Here is a 26944-nt window from a genome sequence, read left to right on the forward strand (position 1 = left end):
TGCTATATTGATAAATAGTATTATTATGCTTACCTTTGCAGCTCATTATCTTTTATTTAACTTAATATTTTCTTAGAATATGGAGATGGCAAAAACGAAGCTGCTGATTGTTACACACGAGATGTCGCCTTTCCTCGAGCTTACTAAAATTTCTGAAATTACGCGCCAGTTACCACAGGCTATGCAGGAAAAAGGATTCGAAATCCGCATCTTGATGCCAAAATTCGGTAATATCAACGAAAGAAGAAATCGTTTACACGAAGTAATACGCTTGTCGGGAATGAACATCATTATTGATGACAACGATAATCCCTTAATCATTAAAGTAGCCTCCATCCCAGCTGCACGCATGCAGGTTTATTTCTTAGACAATGAAGAATATTTCCAACGCAAACAGGTATTTAGAGATGCCAGCGGAAAATTCTTCGACGACAATGATGAACGCACGATTTTCTTCTGCAAAGGCGCATTAGAAACGGTTAAAAAATTAGGTTGGGCACCAGATATCGTTCACTGCCACGGCTGGATGAGTGCATTGGTTCCTGCTTACATTAAAACCACTTATAAAAACGATCCTACTTTCAAAAACTCTAAAGTAGTGTATTCTATATATGAAGATGGTTTTACAGAAAAATTGAATGCCAATTTCGCCACTAAAGCAGTAATGGCCAACATGACGGAAGATGACACTAAAGCATTTTTACCATCTGATTGCGACAGCATGCACATTGGTGCTATAACTCACTCAGACGCAGTGGTTTTAGGAGACGAAAACCTAAGCAAAGATGTGTTAAAATTTGTTAAAGATTCCAATAAGCCAACATTAGCTTTTAACTTAACCGAGAATTTTGAAAACTTCTATACTTTTTATGAAGAAATTTCAAATGATGAATTGGTTTCAGTAGCTTAATCAGGTATTATTATTTAAAATATGAAATTTACAAAACAAGACTTATTAACCCTGTTGATAGGTCTTTTTCTTTTTGCATCGTGTAAAAACCCCGATGGTGTTGGTTTAGATGTTGATCCAAGCAGTGCGATTACAGGAACCTTGGTGGTATCGAAAGTGGGCACTAAACTGGTTGAAGAAACTGCAGCAAATACATTAGGGCAGCCCCGTTATCCATTAGGATACATGGTAGATCCCGTTTTTGGTAAAACTGAGGCTGGCATAGCTATGACGGTTTACCCGGTAAGCACCAGCTACGATTTTGGAACGGCACCTCAACTTGATTCAGCTATTTTAGTATTAAAATTTGATGAATCGAGTACGGTAACTAAATTTTATGGCGATACCACCAATTCTAAATACAGTATAGATGTATTTCAATTGACCAATACGGTAACCAATTATAAAAGTTCCGATGTTCAAGCTATCAACAATACTTTGTTAGGTAATTTTACAGGCAAACTGGCCCCGAACACCAAAACTAAAGTATATGATATTGTTACCGGCAAAGCCGATACGTTAAAGGTAGTACCAGCGCAGATCAGGATTCCGCTTAACAAAGCATTTATCCAGAACAATATTTTAAACCTGGGTACTGCAGGAACTTCTTCAAATGCAAAGTTTATAAATGCGTTTAAAGGACTGTATGCACAGGTAAATAAATCATCTTCAACAGGTACGGGCGGTATCGCTTTCTTTAATTTCACAGGTAGCGATTCTTATGTTCAGTTGGTTTGGAAAAAAACCAATTCATCAAGCGGGATTGATACGGCAAGTGTAAACTTCCCAATAGGGGCATTAAACTCAAGCAGTCAAATTACCGGTGTAGCGGCAAACATTAAACATGACTATGCCGGAACTCCTGTACGTGCACAGCTCGACGCTTCAACCGCAGAATATAGTGTAACTTACCTGCATGGCCTGGCCGGCGTTAAAGCAAAAATCGACTTTCCCGATCTTACAGCTTTTACAGGCACTTACGGAAAAGCAATAATTAACAAAGCCGAACTGGTTGTAGAGCTTGGTGGCGGTGCACCGGCATACCCATTTAATGCTGCACAAAGACTTTCTTTGTACCGTTGGGATATCGCACACCAACCAGCTAACATTCCGGATTATAATAATTACGCGGTTAGCTCATCTGGTATATCAGCAGCTGGTGAGGCACTATTTGGCGGATATTTCGATTCGACAAAAAACCGCTATATTTTCATTATTACAAGCTATGTTCAGAACTTGATTGATGGTACGATAAAAGACGAAGGCACTTTCTTAGCGCCAACTTCCTATAACCTTTTCCAAAATGTACCTACGGCAACTTCGGCAGAAAGATCAATTATTGGGACCGGTAACGCAGCCACCAATAAAATGAAACTGAATATCTATTATACCAAGATTAATTAATATTGATATCATCGATTTAAAAAACTCCTGTTCTTAAAAAGAGCAGGAGTTTTTTGTTTATTCGACTAGTCTATTTAAGCCGTATCATTATTATCAAGATAAGGAAATTGCCTCGACTAAGTCCCTTATGTCATTCTGAACGCAGTGAAGAATCTTTTAAATAATTGAAGGTTTTAGATGTTGCCTGCCAGCAATTTATTCCATGGTGGTAAAGATTCTTCGTTGCACTCAGAATGACAAATTTAAAATATGACCTTTGAACATGCATTCCCAAACAAAAAGAGCCGCCCTAAGGCAGCTCTTTTTTATTTAATTCAATTTCTCGCTAAAAAGGAAGGTCTCCACTTTCATCCGATGGGCCAATGGTAAATTCATCTTCGATTTTCGATTCAGTGCTTTGATGTGTTGGTGTAGCCGGACTTTGTTCGAAATCGCTCTTTCTACCCAGCATAGTAAAGTTTTCGGCAACAATTTCTGTTACATATTTTTTAACCTTTTCTTTGTCTTCAAAGGATCTTGTTCTCAGCTTCCCCTCTATATAAACCAATTTACCTTTTTGCAGGTATTTCGAAGCTACCTCGGCCAAACCGCGCCATAGCACAATATTATGCCACTCTGTTTGTTCTACTCTCTTACCATCTTTGTTGTACGTTTCAGATGTAGCTAATGGAAAACTGGCTACCGTTACGCCACCGTCTAAATGCCGTACTTCAGGGTCTTTGCCTAAATGGCCTACTAAAATAACTTTGTTAATCCCAGACATAAATATTTTTGGTTAGTTGTTTCGTTCTATAAATATACTCAGCCAAGATGGTTAGTTACTCCATTTTATCACTAAAAAAGTATTCCTGTACAAAATCGTGGATTACTTTTGGCTGCGGTAACTCATCTAACTTATTTAAAGAAACCCAATTAAGTTCCTTTTGTTTATTAAAGTTAAATATATAATTTTTTAATGCAAAAAATTGAACGTGTATTATTTGGTGCGTTAATATATGTTTTTTTGCGCTGATAAACTCAAAATACGCATCGTTTCCAAAGGTCTTTTTTACCTGATCGACAAACAACCCGTTATTTGCATCCTCGTGTGTAAGCATTTCTATGCTCGGAAAATCGTATAGATGCTGCCAAACATCGCCAGCCTGCCGTTCTCTTACTACTACCTGCCCATTATCAAAACAAACAAAGTAGTTGATAAACCTGTGCTTTTGCGCAGCCTTTTTTAGCTTAACCGGAAGCTCATTTACCATTTTATGACCGAAAGCATAACAGGTTTGGTTAAGCGGGCAAACACCGCAATTTGGCGATTTTGGCTTACATTGTATGGCCCCAAATTCCATTATAGCCTGATTGTACAATGCCGGATCTTTCTGATCAAGCAGCTCATTTGCCAAAGTATAAAACTGCTTTTTACCCGCCGGAGAATTGATTGCCGTATCAATACCATAATACCTGGATAACACCCGGAATACGTTTCCATCTACCACTGCTCGTGCCTCTCCAGATGAAAAAGAAGAGATTGCGGCAGCCGTATATTCGCCGATTCCTTTTAATTTTATCAGCTCATCATGCAGATTTGGGAAGATTCCATTGTAATCTTTTACCACAATCTGTGCCGTGGCATGCATATTTCTACCTCTTGAGTAATACCCCAATCCTTGCCAAAGCTTTAAAACTTTAGCTTCGGTGGCACTGGCAAAATCATTAACCGTTGGGAAATTCTCTAAAAATTTATTGAAATAAGGAAGACCCTGCTCTACCCTTGTTTGTTGTAATATAACCTCTGATAACCAGATGGTATAAGCATCATTGGTATGCCTCCAGGGCAGATCTCTCTTATTTAGCAGATACCAATTGATGAGTTCATTTTGAAATGTCATTACTGCAAATTACGGTGTATTTATCCGATTTAAAAAAAACTTGCAATTGGGTGATAACTCTGGAGATAAAAAAATCATCTTTTATTTCCCTATCTCATTAAAAAGCAATACTTTTGCAACCCCAAAACAGTAGTAATATTAAAACACATAATATAATAAATAATAAAATATGACTAAGGCAGATATTATTTCAGAAATATCAACAAAAACCGGAATTGAGAAGGTTGATGTACAGGAAACAGTTGAGGCATTTTTCAAGGTTATCAAAACCAGCATGATTGGCGGTGAAAATGTATACGTTAGGGGCTTCGGAAGCTTTGTTGTTAAAAAGAGAGCGCAAAAAACTGCGAGAAATATCTCAAAAAACACTGCAATAATTATCCCGGAACATTTTGTTCCAAGCTTTAAACCAGCAAAAGTATTTGTTGACAAAGTGAAAAGCAATTCAAAAAAAATTAACGTAGAAGCCTAAGTCTTAAATTTATGAATAGCAGCATCAGATCAAAACAAACCATCATTATTGGAGCGATTGTATTGCTTGTTGCATTTTTATTTACAAGAGACATTAAGGGTTTAGTAAAACCAACTGAAGAAAACGGCAAAATGCCAGCCAGTGGCCCAATGGCCGGGGCAGCAGCAGCTTCTACTTCGTCGGCACTAAACATCGAAACATCATCTACTGCTGCAAAAAATGTAATCAACAAAAACCTGGCTACAGACATTACAGCTTTAGAAAACACTTACAAAGGTGCTAATGGCGCAGAAAAGATCGAATTTGCAAAGCAATTGGCCCAAAAATGGGATGATGTGGAGCAAATAACGCCATCTGCCCTTTATTTAGAAATTGTCGCCCAAAGCGAACCATCAGCAAAATCGTGGTTGGCGGCTGGTAACCAGTTTATAAAAGCCTTTGAAGGTACACAAGATAGCCTGGCACAACCTGCTTTATTGCAGAAAGCCAATACATCTTACAAAAACGCATTAGAGAAAGACTCTACTAACATTGAAGCTAAAACAGGCTTAGGTGTAACAATAGTAAACGGCTTAGGCGCACCAATGCAAGGTATTGCAATGTTGCTTGAAGTTGTAGCTAAAGAACCTAAAAACGTTAAGGCGAACATGAATTTAGGCTTATTCTCTATAAAATCAGGTCAGTTTGACAAAGCAATTCCACGTTTTAAAACCGTAATTGCGGCAGCTCCAACCCCTGAAGCTTATTTCTACTTAGGCACCGCCTTAGAAAATTTAGGCAAAAACAAAGAAGCAGTTGATGCTTATTTAGCAAGCAAAAAATTAGCGGCAAACCCAACCTTATCATCTTTCATTGATAAGAAGGTGGCTGAACTAAAGAATAAAAATTAATTAACAGATTAATAAAAACATTTAAAACTTAAAACTATGCCAAGCGGTAAAAAAAGAAAAAGACATAAAATGGCTACGCACAAACGTAAAAAACGTTTAAGAAAAAACAGACATAAGAAAAAATAGTTTCTTATTTTGATTAAGCCTATTAAACCTCATAGTAAACACTATGAGGTTTAAACAATTTATATGATTTTTTTTATTGTATATTTTTCTGGCTATATCAATGTTTTTTATTTACTATCCATTTGTTAATAGGCGAAAGCCTTAAATCTGTAGCTGTTGGTAAAAGAATTAATTATCAATTCGACTCCTGCCGGAGTTACCATAGCGTTGATTGAAGACAAACAACTTGTTGAGCTTCACAAAGAACAAATCAATAATAACTACGCCGTAGGCGATATTTATTTGGGCCGCATTAAAAAAATTATGCCTGGCCTGAATGCTGCTTTCGTGGATGTTGGTTATGAAAAAGATGCCTTTTTGCATTATTTTGATTTGGGCCCTCAGGTGCAATCTTTAATTAAGCTAACTAAGATCAAGCGTAATGGCTCGGTTACAGGCACATTATTAGATAATTTAAAGCTGGAAGCCGATATTAATAAGGCAGGCAAAATTTCTGATGTGCTCAGTAAAAACATGCTCCTACCTGTACAAATTGCCAAAGAGCCAATTTCTACAAAAGGACCACGTTTAAGTTCCGACATTTCGATTGCCGGCAGGTATGTGGTACTGGTGCCATTCTCCAATACCATATCTGTATCAAAAAAAATAAAAAGTAATACCGAACGTAATCGTTTAAAAAAGATTATCGAAAGTATTAAACCTCAAAATTTTGGGGTAATTATCAGGACCGTTTCTGAAGGTAGAGGAGTTGCCGAAATGCAGAAAGATCTTTTGGATCTGATTGCTAAATGGGAAAACTTCATTAAAAAAATGCCTTCTACCGAACCTTCAAAAAGGGTTTGGGGAGAAATGGACAGATCATCAACGTTAATCCGTGATATTCTGAATCCTGATTTTACAAACGTTTATGTAAGTACACCAGAGCTGTACGATGATATCCGTTCTTATGTACACGATATTTCTCCAGAAATGGAAAAGATCGTTAAACTGTACAAACAGAAAGAACCGATCTTCGATCACTTCGGAATAGAAAAGCAGATTAAAAATGCTTTCGGAAAAACAGTAAACTTACCCGGTGGCGCTTACTTAGTTGTAGAGCATACCGAAGCACTTCACGTAATAGATGTGAACAGTGGAAACCGTACTGCCAGTAAAGAAAATCAAGAAGAGAACGCTTTACAGGTAAACAAAGAGGCGGCTAAAGAAATTGCCCGTCAACTGCGCTTGCGCGATATGGGCGGTATTGTGGTAATCGATTTTATCGATATGCACAAACCAACAAACCGTAAAATGCTATTCGATTATTTGCGTGAGCTGATGTTATTGGATAGGGCTAAACATACAATTTTGCCTCCGAGCAAATTTGGTTTGGTACAGATTACCCGGCAGCGTGTTCGTCCGGAGATGAATATTGTCACGGTAGAAAAATGTCCGGCCTGCGATGGGACCGGAGAAATTAAAGCGAGTATCGTTTTAATGGATGATATTGAGAACAACCTTAATTATATTTTAAGAGAGCAGAATGAAAAAGGTGTAACACTTTGTGTACACCCATACATAGAAGCTTATATTACCAAAGGAATTTTCAACCTTCAACGCCGCTGGTTCTTTAAATACGGCCAATGGATTAAAGTGAAGGCACAATCATCTTATTACTTAAATGAGTTTCACTTTATCTCTGCTAAAGACGAAGAGATTAAATTATAACTTAAAAGCATTTAATTTAAAGCCTGGATTTAAAAGTCCGGGCTTTTTTTTAGAAAAAACAGGAAGATTAACCTAAGTAATTTAAACCTGACAGCAGCAAAAATACTTTTTGTTTGTAGCAACTCTTAATATATTGTCATGCTGAGGCACGAAGCATCTGTTTCATAGCTGCAGATGCTTCGTACCTCAGCATGACAGGACTTCAAAAAGATTGAAGCGAATGGCAGGACTTTCGGAACGGAAAATGCACAGAAACCTGTTTTCCAAAAAAATAACAATTGTATTATCTAAAAATCATCGTTTTTATCAAACAGCAAATACAGCAGCTATTGGGTTACATCAGTCCCGCCATTTGTTCAAGCCCCGATGAAGAAATGGGGGCTGCCACGTCTGTCTGGTTTAGAACTGAACGGCCAATCTAAATAATTTCAGACCTCGTGAGTTTTAAAAACCTGCAGGGTTTATCAACGAGAAAGGTTAAATTCGTAATCTAAATTTTTAATCAATTGGCAAAATCAAAAAGTGCATTTTTCTGTCAGAGCTGTGGCTACGAATCGGCAAAATGGTTGGGTAAATGCCCATCCTGTAACCAATGGAATACCTTTGTAGAAGAAATCGTTGAAAAAAGTTCTGCATCGGTACCGACATGGAAAAGCGATACCACCAGCCGAAAATTAAGTAAGCCAAGTAAGGTTGATGAAATCCAATCGTCAACCGAGCGGAGAATATTAACAGGAGATAAAGAACTCGACCGTGTTTTAGGCGGCGGTTTGGTAGAAGGATCCCTGGTATTGATCGGCGGCGAACCGGGTATCGGTAAATCGACCTTAATGCTACAATTGGCCTTAAATATAAAAGGAAAAAAGTTACTGTATATTTCGGGAGAAGAAAGCGAACAGCAAATTAAAATGCGGGCAGAACGGATCCAGGAAAATCCATCTTCGAACTGTTATATTTTAACTGAAACCTCCACACAGAATATTTTCAAACAAATCGAAATATTGGAACCGGAAATTTTGGTTGTCGATTCCATCCAAACATTACATTCTGCACATATCGATTCCACCCCCGGCAGCGTATCGCAGGTAAGAGAATGTACAGCAGAATTATTACGTTTTGCAAAAGAAACCGGCGTACCTGTTTTTCTCATCGGCCATATTACCAAAGATGGAGCCATTGCAGGACCGAAAATACTCGAACACATGGTTGACACGGTTTTGCAGTTTGAAGGCGACAGACATCATGTTTATCGCATATTACGGTCAATAAAGAACCGCTTTGGAGCTGCTGCAGAACTGGGCATTTACGAAATGCAGGGCAGCGGTTTAAGAGAAGTTTCTAACCCATCAGAAATTTTGCTTTCACAACGTGATGAAGAGTTAAGCGGAATTGCCATTGCTGCAACTTTAGAGGGTGCCAGACCCATGCTGATCGAAACTCAGGCATTAGTGAGTCCGGCTGCTTACGGAACTCCCCAGCGCTCTGCTACTGGCTTTGATACCAAAAGAATGAATATGCTTTTAGCAGTGCTTGAAAAACGCTGTGGCTTCAGGTTAAGTACGCAGGACGTCTTCTTAAACATTGCAGGGGGAATCAGGGTTGAAGATCCTGCAATCGATCTGGCCGTTTTAATTGCCATTATTTCATCCCAACAGGATATTGCAGTTTCTTCCAAAAATTGTTTTGCGGCAGAAGTTGGTTTATCAGGCGAGATAAGAGCGGTAAACAGGATTGAGCAACGGATTGCTGAAGCCGATAAATTAGGTTTCGAAACCATTTATATATCCAAATACAATTTAAAAGGGATCGCAATAGAAAAATACAATCTAGAGATTAAAGCAGTAAGTAAAATAGAAGAAGTTTTTGGTCTTGTTTTCGGTTAGAGATAAATATGTGGAAAAACTTCAACATATTTTTTAACTGTGCTGATAAAACTCCCCATTTCCACAGTCTCATTATAATACAGCAATATCAACAAAAACATACAAACACCTGATTTACATTGCATTACAATCAAATGCAACAAGAATGATACTTTTGGATTCAGGTTTGCCTATCATATCATGTTGTACATCATAGGATGTGATCTACACGAAAATAGGGATGATTTTCCTCGTTAACGGATGTTAACGGGGATTTTTTTTTGCGTTACTATTTAGAAAAATTTTAAATAACTTTGAAAAAGATAGTAACGGAATAATTATAAACCACTAAAAAGATGAAAAAGATAATTTTAAGCGTAAGCTTTTGCCTATTCACCGCATTTGCATTTGCACAGGCAGCCTATACTGGACAAAAATTTGGGGAAGAGGTAAAACCAGGCGATGTAAAACCTGCCGCTAAGATGGAAGCTGCCATGGGTGATAAAAAAACCGTAGATATGAAAATCGAAGGTAAGGTAGTGGATGTATGCAAGAAAAAAGGATGCTGGATGACATTGGAAATGCCAAACGGCGATCCGATGCGCGTTACCTTTAAAGATTACGCCTTCTTTATGCCGATGGATATTGTAGGAAAAAAGGTAGTGCTTGATGGCTTAGCAAAAAAACAAACCATATCGGTAGAAACTTTACGCCATTATGCAGAAGATGCTAAAAAATCTCCTGAAGAAGTTGCAAAAATTACCGATCCTAAAAAAGAACTGGCTTTTGAAGCTAAAGGTGTAGTAATTTTAGATAAATAGAATAGAGTCGGGAAGACGGGAGTCAGAGGTCCGAAAACCTAAAGGTTAAAAGTCAGAAGCTAATATTTAGACACGTGATTCCTACCTCTTGATACCAAAACACTCAAAGCAAAAAGAAACCCCGATACATATTTTGTATCGGGGTTTATCTTTTATATGGTTTCAGTTTACAAAACCCAGTTCCAGCCAAATTCATCAGGCGCTAAACCGTAACGGATATCGTTTAATTTTTTAGCAATGCCATTCGAAATGTGCCTTGTTGATGGATCAGTTAGTTTATAGTTCTGACCATTGTACCCCATTTCACCAACGTGTGTTACTGTAGCGGCAGTTCCTGCAGCAAAAGCTTCGGTTAAACTACCGTTTTCGATTCCTTCTATTACTTCTTTAACAGAAACCCTACGTTCTTCAACTTCAACGCCGGCATCTTTTGCAAGTTTAATAATGGTATCACGTGTAACACCATCTAAAACTGTGCTACGCACAGATGGGGTAACCAATTTACCATCAATCACAAAAAGCAAATTAGCTGTTCCAGCTTCTTCTATAAACTCATGTGTTACAGAATCTGTCCAGATTAATTGATCATAACCTTCTTTTTTAGCTTGTTCGAATGGATATAGTGAACGTGCATAGTTTCCGGCTGTTTTGGCAAAACCTACACCACCTTCATCAGCACGTGTAAATTCAGTTTCAATTTTAACTTTTAATGCACTGCTGTAATATGGACCAGTTGGCGTAGTTAATAAAGCAAATTTGTAAGTATCAGATGCTTTAACGCCTAAATACGGATCCATTGCAAACATTACCGGACGAATATACAAAGCATAATCTTCCTGGTTAGGCACCCATTTCTCATCAATATTGATTAATGCAGCCAAACCTTGCATAAAAATCTCTTCAGGAATGGTTGGCATCGACATTCTCGCCGCTGATTTATTAAAGCGTTCGAAGTTTTTATCGGCGCGGAACACGCTGATTCTTCCATCAGGCTGGCGATAAGCTTTTAATCCTTCGAAAATTGCCTGGCCATAGTGAAGTGCAGAAATTGCAGGGCTCATCGGAATAGGACCATAAGGAAGAATCTGTAAATTTTTCCATTCGCCGTCTTCATAGTCGGCAGTAAACATGTGATCGGTAAAAACCTTACCGAACGGTAATTGCGAAAAATCAGTAACAGTCAAACGTGTTTCGTTTGTTTTAGTGATTTTTATATCTAATGTCTCGGTCATTGTATTTGAATTTTGAATGGGTGAATGATTGAATGCCTGAGTGTTTTACCCGCTCATTCTCTAATTCAATAATTCACTCATTCTGTCATTAACTATTTCGCGCAAATTAATAAAAAAGAGGCTTTTTTAATAGCTTTTTCCAATATTAATCTTTGTTTTTGAGTGTTTTAAGTACACTAAGCACCCATCCTCTACCCCATTCTTCCATCTGTTCATCAGTCCATAGAAAGGGATAAAAAATTCTTTTCTGAAAACGCGGAGGCAAATATTTCTGCCAGTTGGTTCCGCCGGTTGCCGCAACATCAACAGGATCTTTTTCTAAATAACGCACTGCCGATTTATAATGCGATAAAGGCCACTCCACATTCACATACAGATCCAGCTTGCGTAATTCTTCTGCAAGGGCTGAAACATCGGCTCCATTAGCCTGCAATTTATGGTATAACGCTGAAAAGTTGGTTAAAGATCTGTCCTTTGCCAATTGCAAAAACTGGGCAGCATATTTTTTAATAAACTGTTTTAAGGTTAAAGTCTGTTTACCCGAAGCCAGCTCAGTTGCTCCGAATTTCCAATAAATATTTTCAAACTGTTCTTCTATTGTTGCTGAGCTCAATTCTTCCCGTTTCGATTTATCTACCAAACGGATAAAATCAGTGGCACAAATCTCGATCATCCTATATTGACCAGATTGGAAGCCGCTGGCCGGTAATAATGACATCCGGAACTTTAAAAACTGCTCTTTCTCCATTCCATCAACCATTACTTCAAACGAAGTGGTTAAGGCGTTAAAATAAGCATTGATCCGCTTTACACGTGCAGTGAAAAATTCGACAGTTAAGTTTTCATGTTCAGCAATCTGCCGGCATTCGTGCAGTGCAAGTTTAAAATAAAGCTCTGTAATCTGATGATACATGATAAATATTTCTTCATCAGGAATTGGCGTTTTTGGGCTCTGCAAGCTTAACAGGGTATCCAGGTGGATGTAATCCCAATAGGTCAGAAAATCGGCATATAACAACCCATCTAAATAGGATGCCATATCCTGCCCCATTGCAGTGTACTTTTCTTGTAGTTGGTTTAGTTTGTCTTTTATTTCAGGTGTGAAATCCATGGTTTAAAGTTAGCTGCACAAAGGTGATAAAGATTTTGTAACAAATAACTAAATTTTATACATTTGAAGCAATGGCGATGGGGTGCCGCCAAAACCGCCAGACAGGCTGATGACTCCTACGATTTTTATTTAAAATTGATTTAAAATGCCTGTTAAAAAACTAACAGAAGGATTTCTTCTGTCTATCAACCGATTTATTAAGCTCGATTTCGGATTACTTTTATTCAGCACATTAAAGTGGTTGTTGATCACTGCCTTATTAGGTGGGATTATCGGCTCAGCTTCTGCCCTATTTCTAAGTACTTTAAACTGGGCGACTAACTACCGCGAGCAACACCTCTGGATTATCGGTTTTTTGCCCCTTGCGGGTATAATAATTGGTTTGGCTTATCATTACTGGGGAACATCGGTGGTTAAAGGAAACAATCTTTTAATCGAAGAGCTACAATCGCCCAAAAAAGTAATCCCCATTATTATGGCACCGCTCATTTTTGCAGGTACCATTATTACCCATTTATTTGGTGGATCGGCAGGAAGAGAGGGTACTGCTGTTCAGATTGGCGGCGCTTTTGCCGATCAGTTTACGAAATTATTTAAACTTAAAGCAAGGGATAGAAAAGTAATATTGATCTGTGGGATCAGTGCAGGTTTCGCCTCTGTTTTCGGAACACCTCTAGCCGGAGCTGTATTTGGATTAGAGGTTTTTGTTGTTGGGAGTTTAACTTATAGTTCAATTCTTCCTTCATTTATCACCGCAGTTATTGCCGATTATGCCTGTAAAGCCTGGGGCGTTGGCCATACCCACTATTCTATAGCCTATGTACCAGAAATGGATTCGATAAACCTATTGTTATCATTAGGTGCCGGTATATTATTTGGTCTTACGGCCAGAAGTTTTTCTGCCCTAAATCATGGCTTAGCCAAACTTTTTGGGAAAATCAAGTATCCGCCTTTAAGGCCATTTGTGGGTGGTATTATTTTAATAGCAGTCATTTACCTGATCGGGAATACGCGTTACATTGGTTTAGGTATCCCTGTTATTTCGGAAGCCTTTACACAACAGGAAGCTTATTACACTTTCGCCATAAAATTATTTTTAACAACACTTACGCTTAGTGCAGGTTTTAAAGGTGGTGAAGTTACCCCGCTTTTTTTTATCGGCGCTACATTAGGTAGTTTTTTGAGTATGTTTATTCCATTACCTTATAGCCTTTTGGCCGGGATGGGCTTTGTAGCCGTTTTTGCAGGAGCAGCGAATACACCATTGGCCTGTATTTTTATGGGGGTAGAGTTGTTTGGTACAGCATCGGGAGTTTATATTGCCCTGGCCTGTGTTACTGCCTATCTATTTTCGGGCCACACCGGGATTTACAGGTCGCAGACTATTGGGGCACCTAAACATTTATTGTTGAAGAGGCGGTAAGCGGGTGGCGCCAGGCGATTAGTGTAAAGCGTTTTGCGTGGGGCACAGAGCCCTTAAGAAGCACTATTCCATTTTTGTCATTCTGAACGCAGTGAAGAATCTGCCACCAACGAAGCACTGAAAAAGCAGCACTCTGTGAAAGATTCTTCGTTGCACTCAGAATGACAAATTAAACTAATACAGCACCCTAAATTTTATCGTTTGTTCAATCTTTTTAAGTGATTTAAACAACTGTTTATCATATTGTGCATTAATATCAGTAATGGCGTAACCTATTTCTGAATTCGTCATTAAAAACTGACTCACAATGTTGATATCGTGTTTGGCAAAAACAGTATTTATTTTCGCCATAATACCTGGAACGTTTTTATGAATATGAATTAAACGATGCGATTTCTCGATTTTTGGCAATTGCAGGTTCGGGAAATTGCTGCTTAAATAAGTTGCTCCGGTATTCATAAAATCGGCAACACGTTTTGGGATAAAATCGATATTACGCGGATTATTTTTTGGATCGTCAAAAACCACAATGCCTTGTTTGGTACAAAGGTCAAGGTCTATTTTATTCTTTGCATTACCTAAATAACCAATGGTTTTTAGTTTAGCGGCATTTTTTAATTGCTCCTTATCTATTTTTTCGCCATCGGCCAAAAGGATAATTCCGACGTCTTTTACATATTTCTCTTCGAAAGATGTTTTATGACGGATAGATAAACCATCATTTTTAAGGATGGAAATGGTTAATGGATCAACTTCACCGATTACTAGACAAAGAATCCTGTTCTTTGGATAAGAAATGGCTCTTGGCAGATCGTTTACATACAAAAACTCATCAAAACTTGGTGTAACGTGATCAGCTTTTGAAACAATGCTTTCGCGGGAAATATTCTCTGTAAAAGCAAAAAACTTATTAATAATGCCGCTTTCGCGCAGCTGGAAATCAGAATAGCCATCTCCAATCCCGAATAACTCACCTTCGAGCTTTAAATGCTGGAGTAATTTTACTTTTCCGCCTTCTTCACTTAATGGTTTGGCATGATCGTAATCGATAATTTTACCATCGCCCGTAGTTACAAAGGTATTGGCGTATATATTTTCCTTTTTGATGTGGTATTGGCTTACTACAGGCGTGATAAACTCTTTAAATCCGCCGGATACGATCAAAACCTCATCGGCATGTTTTTTAAAAAACTCTGCATTACGTGAGAAAGAGGTCGAAACTTTCTTTTTTAAATGCTTGATAAGCTGTTTTAAATGATCTTCATTCGCTTCGAGCAGTTTAACGCGCTGTGCCAAACTTTCGGAGAAGGAAAGTTTTCCTTCCATGGCAAAATTGGTATAATCTTCAATTTTCTGGAAAATCGCTTCTTTATCGGGGTGGTTCTTGAGCGAAATCCTTGCAAGCTCATCGAGTGCTTCTACCTGGGTAAAGGTACTGTCGAAATCGATGATGTAATAGGCTTTTTGTTTGGGCATTATCTTAAATATTGGGTAATTTCTTTTATGCTTTCGGCAACTGGTTTAAAAACTATTCCGGTTTCCGATTTTACTTTATCGTTGTTATAATAACTTAAGGTTACACTGCTTTTCGCTGCATCTTTAGTGATGGAGGGTTCTTTTCCTGTAAAAATGGAGACAAATTTTAAGGCCCGCCATGCTATGCCGAGCATCCATGGCTTAGCTTCTTTTGTGGGTGCTTTAACATTAAAGCCCTGTGCAATTTCGCCGAACAGATCTTTATAGTGATAATCATCAGCGGAAATGATGTACCGTTCTCCAGAAACTTCAGCATCCATCAGCAGGATCATCGCCCTGGCCACATCTTCAACATCAACAAAACCCGATGCGCCATCAGTATAAAACGGGAAACCGCCTTTTACCAATTTAAAAATGGCACCACTCCCTTCAAAACCTGCATTTTTACCAATAATTACAGATGGGTTAACGATGATGGCATCCAAACCTTCGGTAATGCCCCGCCATACTTCCATTTCGCCCTCATATTTAGATAACCCATAGGCATGCGCTTTTGAATCATATTCCCAAAAATCCTTTTCAGTAATTTTTTTTCCCTTTTTGGCATTGCCCAGCGCAGCAACCGAGCTTACATGTATCAGCCTGCAATTGTTTTCGGCACATAGGTTTACCATGTTCGAAGTGCCTTCGATATTTACATGAAAAAGCTGTTTTTTATCTTTAGGATTAAAGGATACAAATGCGGCACAATGGTACACTTTGGTAATCCCCACAAAGGCATCTTCTAGTGCAGATGGCTCGTTAATATCGGCTACGAACCATTCGATCAGGGATATATTTTGGATCAGAGAAGGAATTTTAGATTTCTCCCGCCTTAGCGCCCGTACCGCTAAACCTTTATCAGTTAACTGCTTAATTAATTCAGATCCTAAAAATCCAGTTCCTCCGGTTACCAGTATCATTTTATTTTTTTCGGGCTATATGTGGAAATACGCATTCAAAAATAGATATTTGAGCCGAGAGTTTTAAATATATGTCATTAACGGATTTCTTTTCACCCATAAACCCCGATAGTTTTACACCTAAGCAAGGATTTTTTACAAGTCAGCTGGGGTTAAAAGCACAGATTTACACTGAGTCTTTTCCTGATTTCGAGGAAAACACTTACGATCTGGCTATTTTTGGGGTACTTGATGGAAGGGGGGCCGTTAATAATGAGGGTACTGCCCTTGCACCAGATTATTTTAGGGAGAAATTTTACAAACTTAACGAAGGTGCTTTTAGTAGCAAGATTGTTGACTTAGGCAACATTAAACATGGTGCAACCATTGCTGATACCTATATTGCCATTAAAATGGTGGTTTCTGAATTGATCAAAAAAGACATCATCCCGATTATTATTGGCGGCGGACAGGATTTAACCTACGGTCAGTACCTGGGTTACGAAGATTTGGAGCAAAAAGTTGATCTTGTGGTTATTGATAATCAGTTTGATATAGGCGATGATGACCATGAGGGCATTGCAACCCGATCGGATTGTTACCTGAATAAGATTTTTCTGCACCAGCCCAATTACCTGTTCAATTTTAGCAATGTCGGCTATCAAACTTATTTTGTAAATCAGGAAAGTTTGAGCGTAATGGATAAGTTATATTTTGATGTGCACCGCTTAGGTGAGTTCGCACAAGATATTACGTTAACAGAACCCATTATCCGCAATGCAAACATGATTAGTTTTGATATGGGCGCTATCCGCTCTGCTGATGCAGCTGCAAATGCTAACACTACCCCAAACGGTTTTGATGGCGAAGAAGCTTGCCGCATTGTTCGCTATGCAGGCATGAACGATAAACTGACCTCAATTGGCTTTTATGAATTTAACCCGGCTTACGATAACAACGGACAGACCGCCTTTTTACTGGCACAAATGGTATGGTATTTTGTAGAAGGCTTTTATGCCCGTAAAAAAGATTTCCCATTAACACCAAAATCGCAATTTATGATTTACCGCACCAGTTTAAAGGATGGTTCGGGAGAGATGATGTTTGTAAAAAGTAAAAAATCAGATCGCTGGTGGATGCAGGTTCCCTATCCGTCCGGACAATCTAAAAATGAGCGTTACCACCTTGTACCCTGTAGATATGATGATTACCAAACCGCTGTTAATGGTGAGATGCCTGATTTGTGGTGGCGGACCTATCAAAAGCTAAATTAAAATTTACGTGATTCCAAAATTGACTCAAAGAATCCTGTTGAGCCCCAAATAATTAACATCTAAAAACCATCATAATTTTACACAGCTATTTACGTTTAAGCGGTACAGATTTCTATATTTGAAGAACGATTAACTTATCCCACATGAAAAAAACATTATTATCTGCAATGGCTTTATTGCCGCTTGCAGCACTTGCTCAAAAGCCATTTACAGTTAATGGTAATATAAAAGGATTAAAAACAGGAGATAAGGTTTACCTGGTTTACCGTGCTGGTGACAAATCTATCACCGATTCTACAACAGTGGCAAACGGCGCCTTTACCTTTAAGGGTACTTTAACTGATCCTGCTGCCGGAAATTTGTTCCTGAACAAAAACCCTTATGTTAACCGTCCTGCCAAAGGCGAGGTATTGGATTACGCATCCCTGTTTTTAGAACCCGCAAACATTAAAATAACCGGAACTGACTCTATAAAAACAGCGGCGATTACCGGATCGGTAATTAACGATGACAGCAAAAAATTAAAAGCTTTAACTAAACCTTTAGATGATCAGATCAACGCCATTAATGTTGAGTATTCTAAACTTACTCCTGAACAACAAAAAGATCCAAAAGTAAGAGAAGATGCCATGAGCCGTTACGATAAAGCCACCGCAGCTTTAACACCTATTTTAATAACTTATGCTGGTAATAATCCGAAATCGTATATCAGTTTAACAGCAATTAATCAGTTGGCTGTAGATCCTGATCAGGCATTGGCCGCAGAGAAAGCTTTTACAGCACTTTCGCCAGAACTTAAAGCAACGTCTACTGGTAAAAAAGTTGCCCAGATATTCGAAGCCGGAAGAAAAACAGCAGTAGGTGCAATGGCGATGGACTTTACACAAGTTGATACTGCCGGAAAGCCGGTAAAATTATCTGATTTTAAAGGTAAATATGTATTGGTTGATTTCTGGGCTTCGTGGTGTGGTCCATGCCGCCAGGAAAACCCGAATGTTGTAGTAGCCTACAATAAATTTAAAGATAAAGGCTTTACTGTATTAGGTGTTTCATTAGACGGAGGAACTACCAGAACAACGAAAGCTGGATGGTTAAAGGCAATTGAAGCTGATAAATTAACATGGACACACGTTTCTGATTTAAACGGATGGAGCAATGAAGTAGCCAAAATGTATGGCATTCAATCTATCCCTGCTAACTTTTTAATTGATCCAAACGGAAAAATTGTTGCCAAAGGATTAAGAGAACAAGCTTTACAGGATAAACTTCAGGAGTTATTGGGAAGCAAATCGAAATAAGAATTCCCGATAAATAGAGACAGCATGACGAAATAAAAAACCCGCAGATTAATTAAAATCTGCGGGTTTCTTTTTATCTACGCTTTGGCTTAAATTAAATCAAAGCCAATATCTTCTCTAAAATATTTACCATCGAAATAAATTCTTCCGGCATCAGCAGTTGCCGATTGTAAGGCTGTGAACAAATCTTTTTGCAAACTGGTGATGGCAATTACCCTACCACCGTTGGTTTTAACCACATCATTTTCTAAAAGCGTACCGGCATGAAAGGCATTAGAGTGGCGCAGGTTTTCAATTCCGGTTATGGCTTTACCTTTAAGATAATCGCCCGGATAACCTCCTGCTACAATCATTACCGTAGCCGCAGTTTGGTCTGAAATAACCAGGTTAACCTCATTCAACTTTTTGCCGGCAGTTGCTAAAAACAGTTCTACCAGATCGTTCTCAACCCTAGGGATTACACTTTCGGTTTCAGGATCGCCCATACGTGCATTGTACTCAATAACAAACGGCTCTTCTCCAACTTTGATTAAACCGAAAAAGATAAACCCGGTGTAATCGATGTTATCTTTCTTTAAACCTTCTACCGTTGGCTTTATAATGCGTTCTTCTACTTTAGCCAAAAACTCAGGCGTGGCAAACGGAACCGGAGAAACCGAGCCCATACCACCTGTATTTAAACCAGTGTCGCCCTGACCAATGCGTTTATAATCTTTCGCTGATGGTAAGGTAATATAGTTTTCACCATCGGTTAAAATAAATACCGAAAGTTCTATTCCACTTAAAAATTCTTCAATAACTACGGTTGCGCCAGCTGCACCGAATTTACCGCCAAGCATTAGTTTTAATTCTTCCTGTGCTTCGATAGTTTCAGTGCAGATTAATACACCTTTACCAGCCGCTAAACCATCTGCTTTTAAAACAACCGGCAACACATGGTTCTGAAGATAGGCCAGGCCGTCTTCTAAAGTTTCGGGAGTAAAAGATTTTGAAGCCGCAGTTGGGATACCATGGCGCTCCATAAACTGTTTAGAAAAATCTTTACTTCCTTCTAAAATAGCACCTTCTTTTTTAGGTCCGATAACGGGAATGTGTGCAATAGCTTTATCAGCGAGGAAAAAATCATGAATACCATTTACCAAAGGTTCCTCCGGTCCTACTACTACCAGTTCGATGTTTTCGGTAAGTACCACTTTTTTAATGGCATCAAAATCGTTCACATTGATGTTGATATTAGTACCATATGCTCCTGTACCACCGTTTCCCGGAGCAATAATTAATTTATCGCAGTGCGAAGACTGGCTCATTTTCCAAGCGAATGCGCTTTCTCTGCCGCCTGAACCTAAAAGTAAGATATTCATATGTGGCAAAGATAGGATTTTGTTAGTATTTAGAAAGTTGAAAGGTTACAAGTTGAAATGTTGGAAAGTTGCCGGATAACATTCAAACGTTACAACGTTAAAAAGAGTTGAAAGGTTACAGGTTGAAAGGTTGGAAAGTTGCCGGATAACATTCAAACGTTACAACATTAAAAAGAGTTGAAAGGTTGGAAAGTTGGAAAGTTGCCGGATAACATTCAAACGTTACAACGTTTCAACATTAAAACAATAAAGAGAAAGGTGTATTTGCCATAAATCTTCTATCCCTAGCTTCCCTTAGCGCTTCGGGTCATTTGCTCCAGCATATCCCACATTTCGTTAGGAATTGCCTCTAAACCGTTCATTTGACCAGCACCCTGCAACCATTCGCCACCATCAATGGTGATTACTTCTCCATTAATGTAGCCAGAAAAATCGCTCACCAGAAATGCAGCTAAATTAGCCAGTTCCTGATGATCGCCAACCCTTTTTAAAGGCACCCGGTTTTTAAAGTCGAATTTTTTAGCCAGATCACCGGGTAATAAACGTTCCCATGCACCTTTTGTAGGGAATGGTCCCGGTGCAATGGCATTGGTACGGATACCATATTTACCCCACTCTACCGCTAAAGATCTGGTTAAGGCTAAAACACCGCCTTTTGCACAGGCAGATGGCACTACGTAGGCCGAACCCGTAAAAGCGTAAGTGGTAATGATATTTAAAACGGTTGCGGCTTGTTTTTCCTTGATCCAATGTTTACCAAAAGTAAGGGTACAATTAACTGTTCCTTTTAATACAATATCGATAATGGATGAAAATGCATTTGCCGATAACCGCTCGGTTGGGGAAATGAAATTACCTGCAGCGTTATTTAATAATACATCAACAGAACCAAATTTCTCTAAGGTTTTGGCGAGTACATTTTCTACCTGCTCAATCTCCCGCACATCGCAAGCTACCGCCAATACTTTACCACCGGTTTTTTCTTCCATCTCGTCGGCAGTTTTTTGTAGCACATCCTGCTTACGGCTGGTGATTACTAAATTAGCGCCCAACTTCAAAAAATAAACGCCCATCGCTTTCCCCAGTCCGGTTCCTCCACCTGTAATTACAATGGTATTTCCTTTTAAAGCGTCTTCTCTAAGCATTGGTGAATTATAATTGAACATAATATCTGGTTAACTGGTTAATTGTTGAAATCGGTTAATTGTTGAGATTGGTTAATCGGTTAATTGTTTAAACTGGTAACTGTTGGTAGCGAATTGCCAACTGTGAACTGCCAACTGAAAACTGTTAACTCTAAACTTATTTCCTCTGCAAATTGGCCAAAATGGTTTTTAAAATATGGCGTGTTGCAGGCGACCACCATTGGGCCAGCATTTTTTCTAAGGTAGCAGATTGATCGGCAGATACCGCAGCAATAAGTTCTTCGCGGATATTCAGTTTACTTTGCGACCATGTATTGCTTTCCTGTTCCATAAATTTTTTAATCTTGCGTTCGGCGGCTGTTAATAAACTTTCGTTCTTTACCAACTCATCTATCAAACCAGCTTTTAAAGCTTCTTCGGGGTTATACAATCTACCTGAAAGCAAACTGCGGCTTGCTTCGGCCTTGCCGATCCAGAAGGCATACAACTGAAAAATACTATTAGGCACGATAATACCTACCGGAACTTCATTTAAGCCAATAATGTATTGTCCTTCGGCCATTACACGGTAATCGCAAGCCAAGGCCATTACACAGCCACCGGCCGGACTATGCCCGCTAATTGCGGCTACAATTGGCTTTTTGAAAGAAACCATATTTGCTGTGAAGCCTAAAAACAACTCCCAGAACGATTTTGCTTCTTCTTCGTTATAATTATAAAGCTCTACCAGGTCTAACCCGGCAGAAAAGAATGGTGCTGTTCCGGTTAAAATTACGCCGCCAATGTTATCATCGGCGGCTATATTTTTTAGCATATCATCCAGTTCGGTAATCAATTCGCGGTTTAAAGCGTTTGATTTTCCCCTGTTTAAGGTAATGGTTGCTAAACGGTCTTTAACACTTACTTTTATTGTATTCATATTGTAAATAGTATAGAGATTTGAAATATGGTATCGAGATTCAGGTATTGAGTATCAAGACAATTACACTAAATATAACTATGCATGCATACTAATTCAAATTTATCTATTTTTTGCTATTTAACATCATAAGTATATACTTTTCTGCCTAAATGGCCCGCTGCATCAATACCTTCAATTACAACACGGTAGTTTCCAGGTTCATCGGCATTATAAAATTCGAATTTGGCTTTTCCATCTTTATCTGCAACCACCTGTGGATTCCAGTAAATGGTAGTTCTTAAATCGGTTCTACTGCTTGAGCTTGCTGAATCATATTTAGGCGAGTAAAACTCTCTCGAAATCGAAAATCCTTTAGGGTTTAGGGTTACAATGCCCGGTGCATAACGGTTGGTGCTTCTGCCTCCATCACCACGTTTAGTTGTTATGATGATTACGCCACCGCCGCCCTGCGAACCATAAATCGCCGTATTGCCAATACTTTTTAACAATTCGATGGTTTCAACATCTGATGGGATAACATTATCCAGAAAATCGGCTTCCATCTGCATTCCATCTACAATAATTTGAATCGGAGTATTCTGGCTACGCATTAAATAAGGTACGTTGCCTCTAAAAATTACACCGGGTAAACGTCCCTGTAAACATTGTGATAAGGTTACACAGGTTGATAATTGATCGGCTGTCATAATGAAATCGGCCCTTCCGGCACCATTTAAATTCGATGAGTTTTTAGCCGGGTTTTTCTTTTCGGTAATGGTAACCTCTTCTAGTTTGATGGTTCTTTCGAGCAGTCCTAAACGAGTCATCTCGTTAAAATAATTATCGCTTTCTTTAATGTATTTCATCAAGCTATTGTTCACGTTGATGTCTATATCAGCCCCGTTTTTATTTTTGGTTACAATCTGCCCGGGAACTACATCCAGGTTAATATCAACAAATTTACGTTCTGTTTTAGTCCTCGCCTGCACCACAAACTTTGTACTATCACCAAAACTCAGGTTATCGAAAACAAATTTTCCTTCGGCATTGGTTACCGTATCTAAAATATACATGGTGCCTTTGGTTGCCATCAACATCACCTTTCCACCTGGCACTGGTTTATTGCCTTTGGTTACCGTTCCGCTAATAGTTATCGATTGTTCGGGCTGGTAAGTGATATTCGGGCCAACATTATTGATGATGTTCTTCCAGATAAACCTTCTCCACCCCTGGGTAAGCATGAGGTTATCCAGTTCTTTTTGGGTTTGAAGATCATCCTTTAAAAAGTAGTGGTTAGGCTTTTCTACATATCCGATCAGATCGGAAGTAAGTAGTAAAGAGGTCAGGATGTTTGATTCATTATCCTCATCCGGAGCCACTTTGCTTGCATTGGTAACGGCCACAGAGAAACTGCCCAAAACGGGCTGACCGCTATTTGCTGCATCGAAAGCAAAGCTGGCTTTTCCTCTTTTTGTAGTCGAAACCTGAGATGAATTGAGGGATACATCGATCAGATCAGCTTTTTTATTTACAAAAATCAAACGTTCTGCAATTGGCTGGTTACTGCCAGAAAACAAGGTAAACTGAACGATACCTGTAGGCAAATTCTTTTTAGGGATATTGGCCAACAATACCTGTTTATCCATTTTTGCCTTCGAAACGTAATATACATTGCCACCATGCTGTGCCACTACTTTAAGTTCTTCGCCGTTAACCAGATCGGCACTGCTCATAATTTTAAGCACTACTTTACCGGTATCCAAACTATTTACCGAAATGGTATAACCACTTTTAACGGATGCAGGAAGCTTTACAGTTTTTTCCGAGCCATCTTTAAATTTAATCTTTGCTGAATAAGATTTTCCTGCCTGGTTATTGAAAACAAAATTCCCCATGCCAAGGTAACTGGTAGCAAAATTGGTTACTTCGGCTCCGGTCTCATCTACAATCATACCTTCAACATCTTCTCCCCTGCCATTAGAATTAACGGCTTTTATGGCAACTTTTTGAGGCAGTTCTTCAATAAGCGATCCACCCTCTGGCATAAACTGAACATCTACATCATTTGAGGTTGAAGTAATCGGGATCGATTTAATTACTTTTTGCTTACTATCAAGTGTGATGGTGGCAATAATCTTACCCGACTTGTTCTGGAAAGACTGATTATTGGTAAAACTGATCACCGCATCACCGGTTAAGCTGGTTTTAGCTTTTCCCTTGGCAACCGAGCGGTAATCCAGCTGCACATCGTAACTTACTTCATTTTCGCTATAAGCCACGCCATTTTTATCCTCGAAGTGAACGGTGGCCGTTACCTTATCGGCATTGTTTTCTTTCGTAAAATTATAGGTCGTTTTTGTAAAAACTTTGTTAGCCCAGCTATTTCCGATCTTAATTGTTTTATCGAAGAAAAATTCTGTACCAAAATTCCGCATATAATTCGTGTATGCCCTGATGCGATAATTGCCTTCGCCAAGCGAATCCGTGAGCTTAAAATCGCCCCAGGTAATACCACCCATAACAGGTAATTTAACCATTTTTTTGAGGGAATCTTTTTCGTTAATCAGCTCTACATAAAGTATTTTACTGATGTTTGATGGTTCCGAAGTTTTGGTATTTACCACGTAAGCTTTAAACCAGATGTCGTCCCCAATGGCATAATAGGGCTTATCTAAATGGAGGTGAACTTTTTCCTGGGGATATTTGCTGGTGTAATCTTCAAATTTTTGTAAGAGCTGACTAAAGGGATCGTCGTCCATCTTAAATGCGGTAAAGCCGATTAATAAACAGACAAAACTGAGTGCGAGAATAATTCTGGGTTTCATGTGGTTAGGTAAAAATAAATAAGCCTCAAGGTACAAAACCTACTGCATACTTTTATGAAGTTACCGTGAAAATTAGTTGGGCTTCTAAGTTTTTAGTAACAGTTACAAAAACACATTAATTTATCAATATAAGCTTGAAAATGAAGGTTTAGTGCACTTGGCCTTTGCAATCCCGCTTTACACTTTACTCCGTTGCACTCCGTGTTCGTTTCATCCGATAGCTATCGGATCGGGTTTATAAACAATGTTTAGTGCATCCACCTTTGTCAATAAACCCGACAGCAGCGGTTCCGATCCTTCATCGGAATTAGCGAATGGCGGGGCTACAAGTCGCCAAAAGATATGATGCCCCTTTCCAAAATAATTAGCAATTGCCAATTTTCAGTTTATAGTTAGCAACCAACAATTAACCAGTTTAAACGATTAACCGATTAACCAAAAAGTTATCAGTTTCCAATTTTCAGTTCACACAAACAGTTAACCAGTTCAAACAATTAACCGATTAACCAAAAAGTTATCAGTTTTCAGTTTACAGTTCACACAAACAGTTAACCAGTTCAAACAATTAACCGATTAACCAATCTCTAAAACTTATTCTTCCACATCATGCTCTCTACCGGCCTGGTGGTTTTATTATTGTATTTTGCGTTTCCTTTAGAGTTGTACATGGTTTCGATATTGCCTTCAACTGCAAAATAAATCAACTGGCCGATAGGCATTCCGGCATAGATTTTAACAGGCTGTGCTACAGATATTTCCAGCGTCCAGGTATTGCAGAAACCCACATCGCCTTTACCTGCAGTAGCATGGATATCGATCCCTAAGCGTCCGGTACTGCTTTTGCCCTCTAAAAAAGGAACATGTTTGTGTGTTTCGGTATATTCTAATGTTACGCCCAGATATAACACACCAGGGTGAAGAACGAAGCCATCTTTAGGGATTTCGAAATGTTCGATTTCGTTATGCGCCTTTGCATCCAGCACACGGCTTTTGTAGGTAGCCAGGTATTTCCCTAAATGAACATCATACGAGTTTGTGCCTAAACACTCGCGTTTAAAAGGCTCGATGATGATTGTACCCTTCTCAATTTCTTCTAATATCCTGCTATCAGATAATATCATTTTTATGCGTATTTTTGGCCTAAATTATCATTTATTTAAGATAATTTTGCATGTAATCTCCAATTAAATCAATGCCAATCGTTTACAACAAAAATATTGATCAGCATTCTGTTTTAGCAATCTGGAAAATTGAGGAAACGGAAGAAGAATTGTTGGCCGGACTGCAGCTTAAGCAGCATGAGCGCGATATCATCTCCTCGCTAAACAGTGGCAAACGGCTACTGCATTGGTTGAGCACGAGGTTGCTGTTGAGAACGATGCTCAACACAACAGAATATATCGATTGCCAGTTTGATGAACATGGCAAACCGTACCTGGTTAATTTCGACTATCATATTTCTTTAAGCCATTCTTACGATTATGCAGCGGTAATGATCAGCAAAGATCATCCTGTTGGAGTGGATATCGAATTGATCAAGCATAAAATAAAAAGCATTAAACACAAGTTTTTGAGCGACGTAGAACTTGCCCAGAAACAAATTGGTGATAATACCGAAGGTTTATACGTGGCCTGGTGTGCCAAAGAGGCGATTTATAAATGGCATGGCAAAAAGGGGCTGGAATTTAAACAACATATCCACATTAAACCCTTTAAACTCAAAAGTGAAGGTTCTTTAAATGCAATTGTTGAACTTCCTAACGGCACCCGCGAGCTCAGCGTAAATTATTTTAAAACCAAAGATGGCTACATGTTGGGTTATGTAGCAAGCAATTCTTAAAAAAAC

Annotated in this window: 22 protein-coding genes and 1 riboswitch; of the genes, 11 read left to right on the forward strand and 11 right to left on the reverse strand. The window is 38.8% G+C overall.

All coding sequences use genetic code 11. The annotated features are described in order from the left end of the window. Window positions 1-85 precede the first annotated feature (85 nt). A complete protein-coding gene (locus U859_RS0110890) occupies window positions 86-910 on the forward strand; it encodes a glycogen/starch synthase (RefSeq protein WP_025143402.1) in 825 nt (274 codons plus the stop codon). Window positions 911-931: 21 nt separating this feature from the next. Beyond that, a complete protein-coding gene (locus tag U859_RS0110895; RefSeq protein ID WP_025143403.1) occupies window positions 932-2353 on the forward strand; it encodes a DUF4270 domain-containing protein in 1422 nt (473 codons plus the stop codon). A 325-nt stretch (window positions 2354-2678) separates the two neighbouring features. Here the strand turns inward: U859_RS0110895 and U859_RS0110900 are convergent, their stop codons facing one another. Both U859_RS0110900 and mutY read right to left on the reverse strand, forming a co-directional pair. Beyond that, window positions 2679-3116: a single-stranded DNA-binding protein gene (locus U859_RS0110900; protein ID WP_025143404.1), complete on the reverse strand. Its 438-nt coding sequence runs from the start codon at window positions 3114-3116 to the stop codon at window positions 2679-2681. Window positions 3117-3171: 55 nt separating this feature from the next. Beyond that, a complete protein-coding gene (mutY, locus tag U859_RS0110905) occupies window positions 3172-4233 on the reverse strand; it encodes an A/G-specific adenine glycosylase (protein ID WP_025143405.1) in 1062 nt (353 codons plus the stop codon). Between the two features lie 169 nt (window positions 4234-4402). On the opposite strand from mutY, the gene U859_RS0110910 reads away from it, so the two are divergent. From U859_RS0110910 to U859_RS0110930, 5 genes are all read left to right on the forward strand, one after another. Beyond that, window positions 4403-4705 carry an HU family DNA-binding protein gene (locus tag U859_RS0110910; RefSeq protein ID WP_025143406.1) on the forward strand — a complete coding sequence of 101 codons (303 nt, stop codon included), beginning with the start codon at window positions 4403-4405 and terminating at the stop codon, window positions 4703-4705. An 11-nt stretch (window positions 4706-4716) separates the two neighbouring features. Then, window positions 4717-5595 carry a tetratricopeptide repeat protein gene (locus U859_RS0110915; protein WP_029985645.1) on the forward strand — a complete coding sequence of 293 codons (879 nt, stop codon included), beginning with the start codon at window positions 4717-4719 and terminating at the stop codon, window positions 5593-5595. Window positions 5596-5877: 282 nt separating this feature from the next. Beyond that, window positions 5878-7428: a ribonuclease E/G gene (locus tag U859_RS0110920; protein WP_025143408.1), complete on the forward strand. Its 1551-nt coding sequence runs from the start codon at window positions 5878-5880 to the stop codon at window positions 7426-7428. Window positions 7429-7934: 506 nt separating this feature from the next. Continuing rightward, complete coding sequence (gene radA / locus U859_RS0110925) at window positions 7935-9311, forward strand: DNA repair protein RadA (protein WP_025143409.1); 1377 nt, start codon at window positions 7935-7937, stop codon at window positions 9309-9311. 335 nt (window positions 9312-9646) lie between these two features. After that, on the forward strand, window positions 9647-10111 hold the full coding sequence (locus U859_RS0110930; protein WP_025143410.1) for a DUF4920 domain-containing protein: 465 nt from the start codon (window positions 9647-9649) through the stop codon (window positions 10109-10111). A 167-nt stretch (window positions 10112-10278) separates the two neighbouring features. Here the strand turns inward: U859_RS0110930 and U859_RS0110935 are convergent, their stop codons facing one another. Both U859_RS0110935 and U859_RS0110940 read right to left on the reverse strand, forming a co-directional pair. After that, entirely contained in the window at window positions 10279-11343 is a 1065-nt protein-coding gene (locus U859_RS0110935) for a branched-chain amino acid aminotransferase (protein ID WP_025143411.1), read from the reverse strand. A gap of 145 nt (window positions 11344-11488) precedes the next feature. Beyond that, a complete protein-coding gene (locus U859_RS0110940) occupies window positions 11489-12454 on the reverse strand; it encodes a tryptophan 2,3-dioxygenase family protein (protein ID WP_025143412.1) in 966 nt (321 codons plus the stop codon). Window positions 12455-12518: 64 nt separating this feature from the next. Next, window positions 12519-12580: riboswitch (Fluoride riboswitch) on the forward strand. Between the two features lie 19 nt (window positions 12581-12599). Here U859_RS0110940 and U859_RS0110945 point away from each other — a divergent pair. Beyond that, on the forward strand, window positions 12600-13877 hold the full coding sequence (locus U859_RS0110945) for a voltage-gated chloride channel family protein (protein WP_025143413.1): 1278 nt from the start codon (window positions 12600-12602) through the stop codon (window positions 13875-13877). A gap of 174 nt (window positions 13878-14051) precedes the next feature. Here U859_RS0110945 and U859_RS0110950 read toward each other — a convergent pair whose 3' ends face one another. Continuing rightward, on the reverse strand, window positions 14052-15353 hold the full coding sequence (locus U859_RS0110950; RefSeq protein ID WP_025143414.1) for an HAD-IB family phosphatase: 1302 nt from the start codon (window positions 15351-15353) through the stop codon (window positions 14052-14054). Further along, the gene (locus U859_RS0110955; protein WP_025143415.1) at window positions 15353-16315 is read right to left on the reverse strand and encodes an SDR family NAD(P)-dependent oxidoreductase; all 963 of its coding nucleotides are present in this window, start codon (window positions 16313-16315) and stop codon (window positions 15353-15355) included. Before U859_RS0110955 ends, U859_RS0110950 begins: the two co-directional genes overlap by 1 nt. A gap of 71 nt (window positions 16316-16386) precedes the next feature. Here U859_RS0110955 and U859_RS0110960 point away from each other — a divergent pair, with 71 nt between their 5' ends. Then, entirely contained in the window at window positions 16387-17568 is a 1182-nt protein-coding gene (locus U859_RS0110960; RefSeq protein ID WP_025143416.1) for a formimidoylglutamase, read from the forward strand. Between the two features lie 143 nt (window positions 17569-17711). Beyond that, window positions 17712-18866 carry a TlpA disulfide reductase family protein gene (locus tag U859_RS0110965; protein ID WP_025143417.1) on the forward strand — a complete coding sequence of 385 codons (1155 nt, stop codon included), beginning with the start codon at window positions 17712-17714 and terminating at the stop codon, window positions 18864-18866. 89 nt (window positions 18867-18955) lie between these two features. Here the strand turns inward: U859_RS0110965 and purD are convergent, their stop codons facing one another. The 5 genes from purD to dcd form a co-directional block, all read right to left on the reverse strand. Then, a complete protein-coding gene (gene purD, locus U859_RS0110970; RefSeq protein ID WP_025143418.1) occupies window positions 18956-20227 on the reverse strand; it encodes a phosphoribosylamine--glycine ligase in 1272 nt (423 codons plus the stop codon). A gap of 284 nt (window positions 20228-20511) precedes the next feature. Next, window positions 20512-21393: an SDR family oxidoreductase gene (locus tag U859_RS0110975; RefSeq protein ID WP_025143419.1), complete on the reverse strand. Its 882-nt coding sequence runs from the start codon at window positions 21391-21393 to the stop codon at window positions 20512-20514. A 136-nt stretch (window positions 21394-21529) separates the two neighbouring features. Beyond that, on the reverse strand, window positions 21530-22291 hold the full coding sequence (locus tag U859_RS0110980) for an enoyl-CoA hydratase/isomerase family protein (protein WP_025143420.1): 762 nt from the start codon (window positions 22289-22291) through the stop codon (window positions 21530-21532). Window positions 22292-22407: 116 nt separating this feature from the next. Beyond that, window positions 22408-25098: a carboxypeptidase-like regulatory domain-containing protein gene (locus tag U859_RS0110985; protein ID WP_025143421.1), complete on the reverse strand. Its 2691-nt coding sequence runs from the start codon at window positions 25096-25098 to the stop codon at window positions 22408-22410. Between the two features lie 584 nt (window positions 25099-25682). Beyond that, window positions 25683-26219 (reverse strand): dCTP deaminase, encoded by a 537-nt coding sequence (gene dcd / locus U859_RS0110990; RefSeq protein WP_025143422.1) that lies wholly within the window; start codon window positions 26217-26219, stop codon window positions 25683-25685. Window positions 26220-26290: 71 nt separating this feature from the next. Between dcd and U859_RS0110995 the strand changes: the two genes are divergently transcribed. Then, complete coding sequence (locus U859_RS0110995) at window positions 26291-26938, forward strand: 4'-phosphopantetheinyl transferase family protein (RefSeq protein WP_025143423.1); 648 nt, start codon at window positions 26291-26293, stop codon at window positions 26936-26938. Window positions 26939-26944: the final 6 nt, after the last annotated feature.

This window comes from Pedobacter jeongneungensis, from assembly GCF_000633455.1.
GTDB lineage: Bacteria > Bacteroidota > Bacteroidia > Sphingobacteriales > Sphingobacteriaceae > Pedobacter > Pedobacter jeongneungensis_A.

Bases quoted from the DNA above. Each gene is read 5' to 3' on its own strand.
- U859_RS0110950 (WP_025143414.1), bottom strand. From the start codon at position 15,353: ATGCCCAAACAAAAAGCCTATTACATCATCGATTTCGACAGTACCTTT.
- U859_RS0110940 (WP_025143412.1), bottom strand. From the start codon at position 12,454: ATGGATTTCACACCTGAAATAAAAGACAAACTAAACCAACTACAAGAA.
- U859_RS0110915 (WP_029985645.1), top strand. From the start codon at position 4,717: ATGAATAGCAGCATCAGATCAAAACAAACCATCATTATTGGAGCGATT.
- U859_RS0110960 (WP_025143416.1), top strand. From the start codon at position 16,387: ATGTCATTAACGGATTTCTTTTCACCCATAAACCCCGATAGTTTTACA.
- U859_RS0110980 (WP_025143420.1), bottom strand. From the start codon at position 22,291: ATGAATACAATAAAAGTAAGTGTTAAAGACCGTTTAGCAACCATTACC.
- purD (WP_025143418.1), bottom strand. From the start codon at position 20,227: ATGAATATCTTACTTTTAGGTTCAGGCGGCAGAGAAAGCGCATTCGCT.
- U859_RS0110930 (WP_025143410.1), top strand. From the start codon at position 9,647: ATGAAAAAGATAATTTTAAGCGTAAGCTTTTGCCTATTCACCGCATTT.
- U859_RS0110910 (WP_025143406.1), top strand. From the start codon at position 4,403: ATGACTAAGGCAGATATTATTTCAGAAATATCAACAAAAACCGGAATT.
- dcd (WP_025143422.1), bottom strand. From the start codon at position 26,219: ATGATATTATCTGATAGCAGGATATTAGAAGAAATTGAGAAGGGTACA.
- U859_RS0110895 (WP_025143403.1), top strand. From the start codon at position 932: ATGAAATTTACAAAACAAGACTTATTAACCCTGTTGATAGGTCTTTTT.
- U859_RS0110945 (WP_025143413.1), top strand. From the start codon at position 12,600: ATGCCTGTTAAAAAACTAACAGAAGGATTTCTTCTGTCTATCAACCGA.
- U859_RS0110900 (WP_025143404.1), bottom strand. From the start codon at position 3,116: ATGTCTGGGATTAACAAAGTTATTTTAGTAGGCCATTTAGGCAAAGAC.
- U859_RS0110965 (WP_025143417.1), top strand. From the start codon at position 17,712: ATGAAAAAAACATTATTATCTGCAATGGCTTTATTGCCGCTTGCAGCA.
- U859_RS0110890 (WP_025143402.1), top strand. From the start codon at position 86: ATGGCAAAAACGAAGCTGCTGATTGTTACACACGAGATGTCGCCTTTC.
- U859_RS0110975 (WP_025143419.1), bottom strand. From the start codon at position 21,393: ATGTTCAATTATAATTCACCAATGCTTAGAGAAGACGCTTTAAAAGGA.
- U859_RS0110995 (WP_025143423.1), top strand. From the start codon at position 26,291: ATGCCAATCGTTTACAACAAAAATATTGATCAGCATTCTGTTTTAGCA.
- mutY (WP_025143405.1), bottom strand. From the start codon at position 4,233: ATGACATTTCAAAATGAACTCATCAATTGGTATCTGCTAAATAAGAGA.
- U859_RS0110955 (WP_025143415.1), bottom strand. From the start codon at position 16,315: ATGATACTGGTAACCGGAGGAACTGGATTTTTAGGATCTGAATTAATT.
- U859_RS0110935 (WP_025143411.1), bottom strand. From the start codon at position 11,343: ATGACCGAGACATTAGATATAAAAATCACTAAAACAAACGAAACACGT.
- U859_RS0110985 (WP_025143421.1), bottom strand. From the start codon at position 25,098: ATGAAACCCAGAATTATTCTCGCACTCAGTTTTGTCTGTTTATTAATC.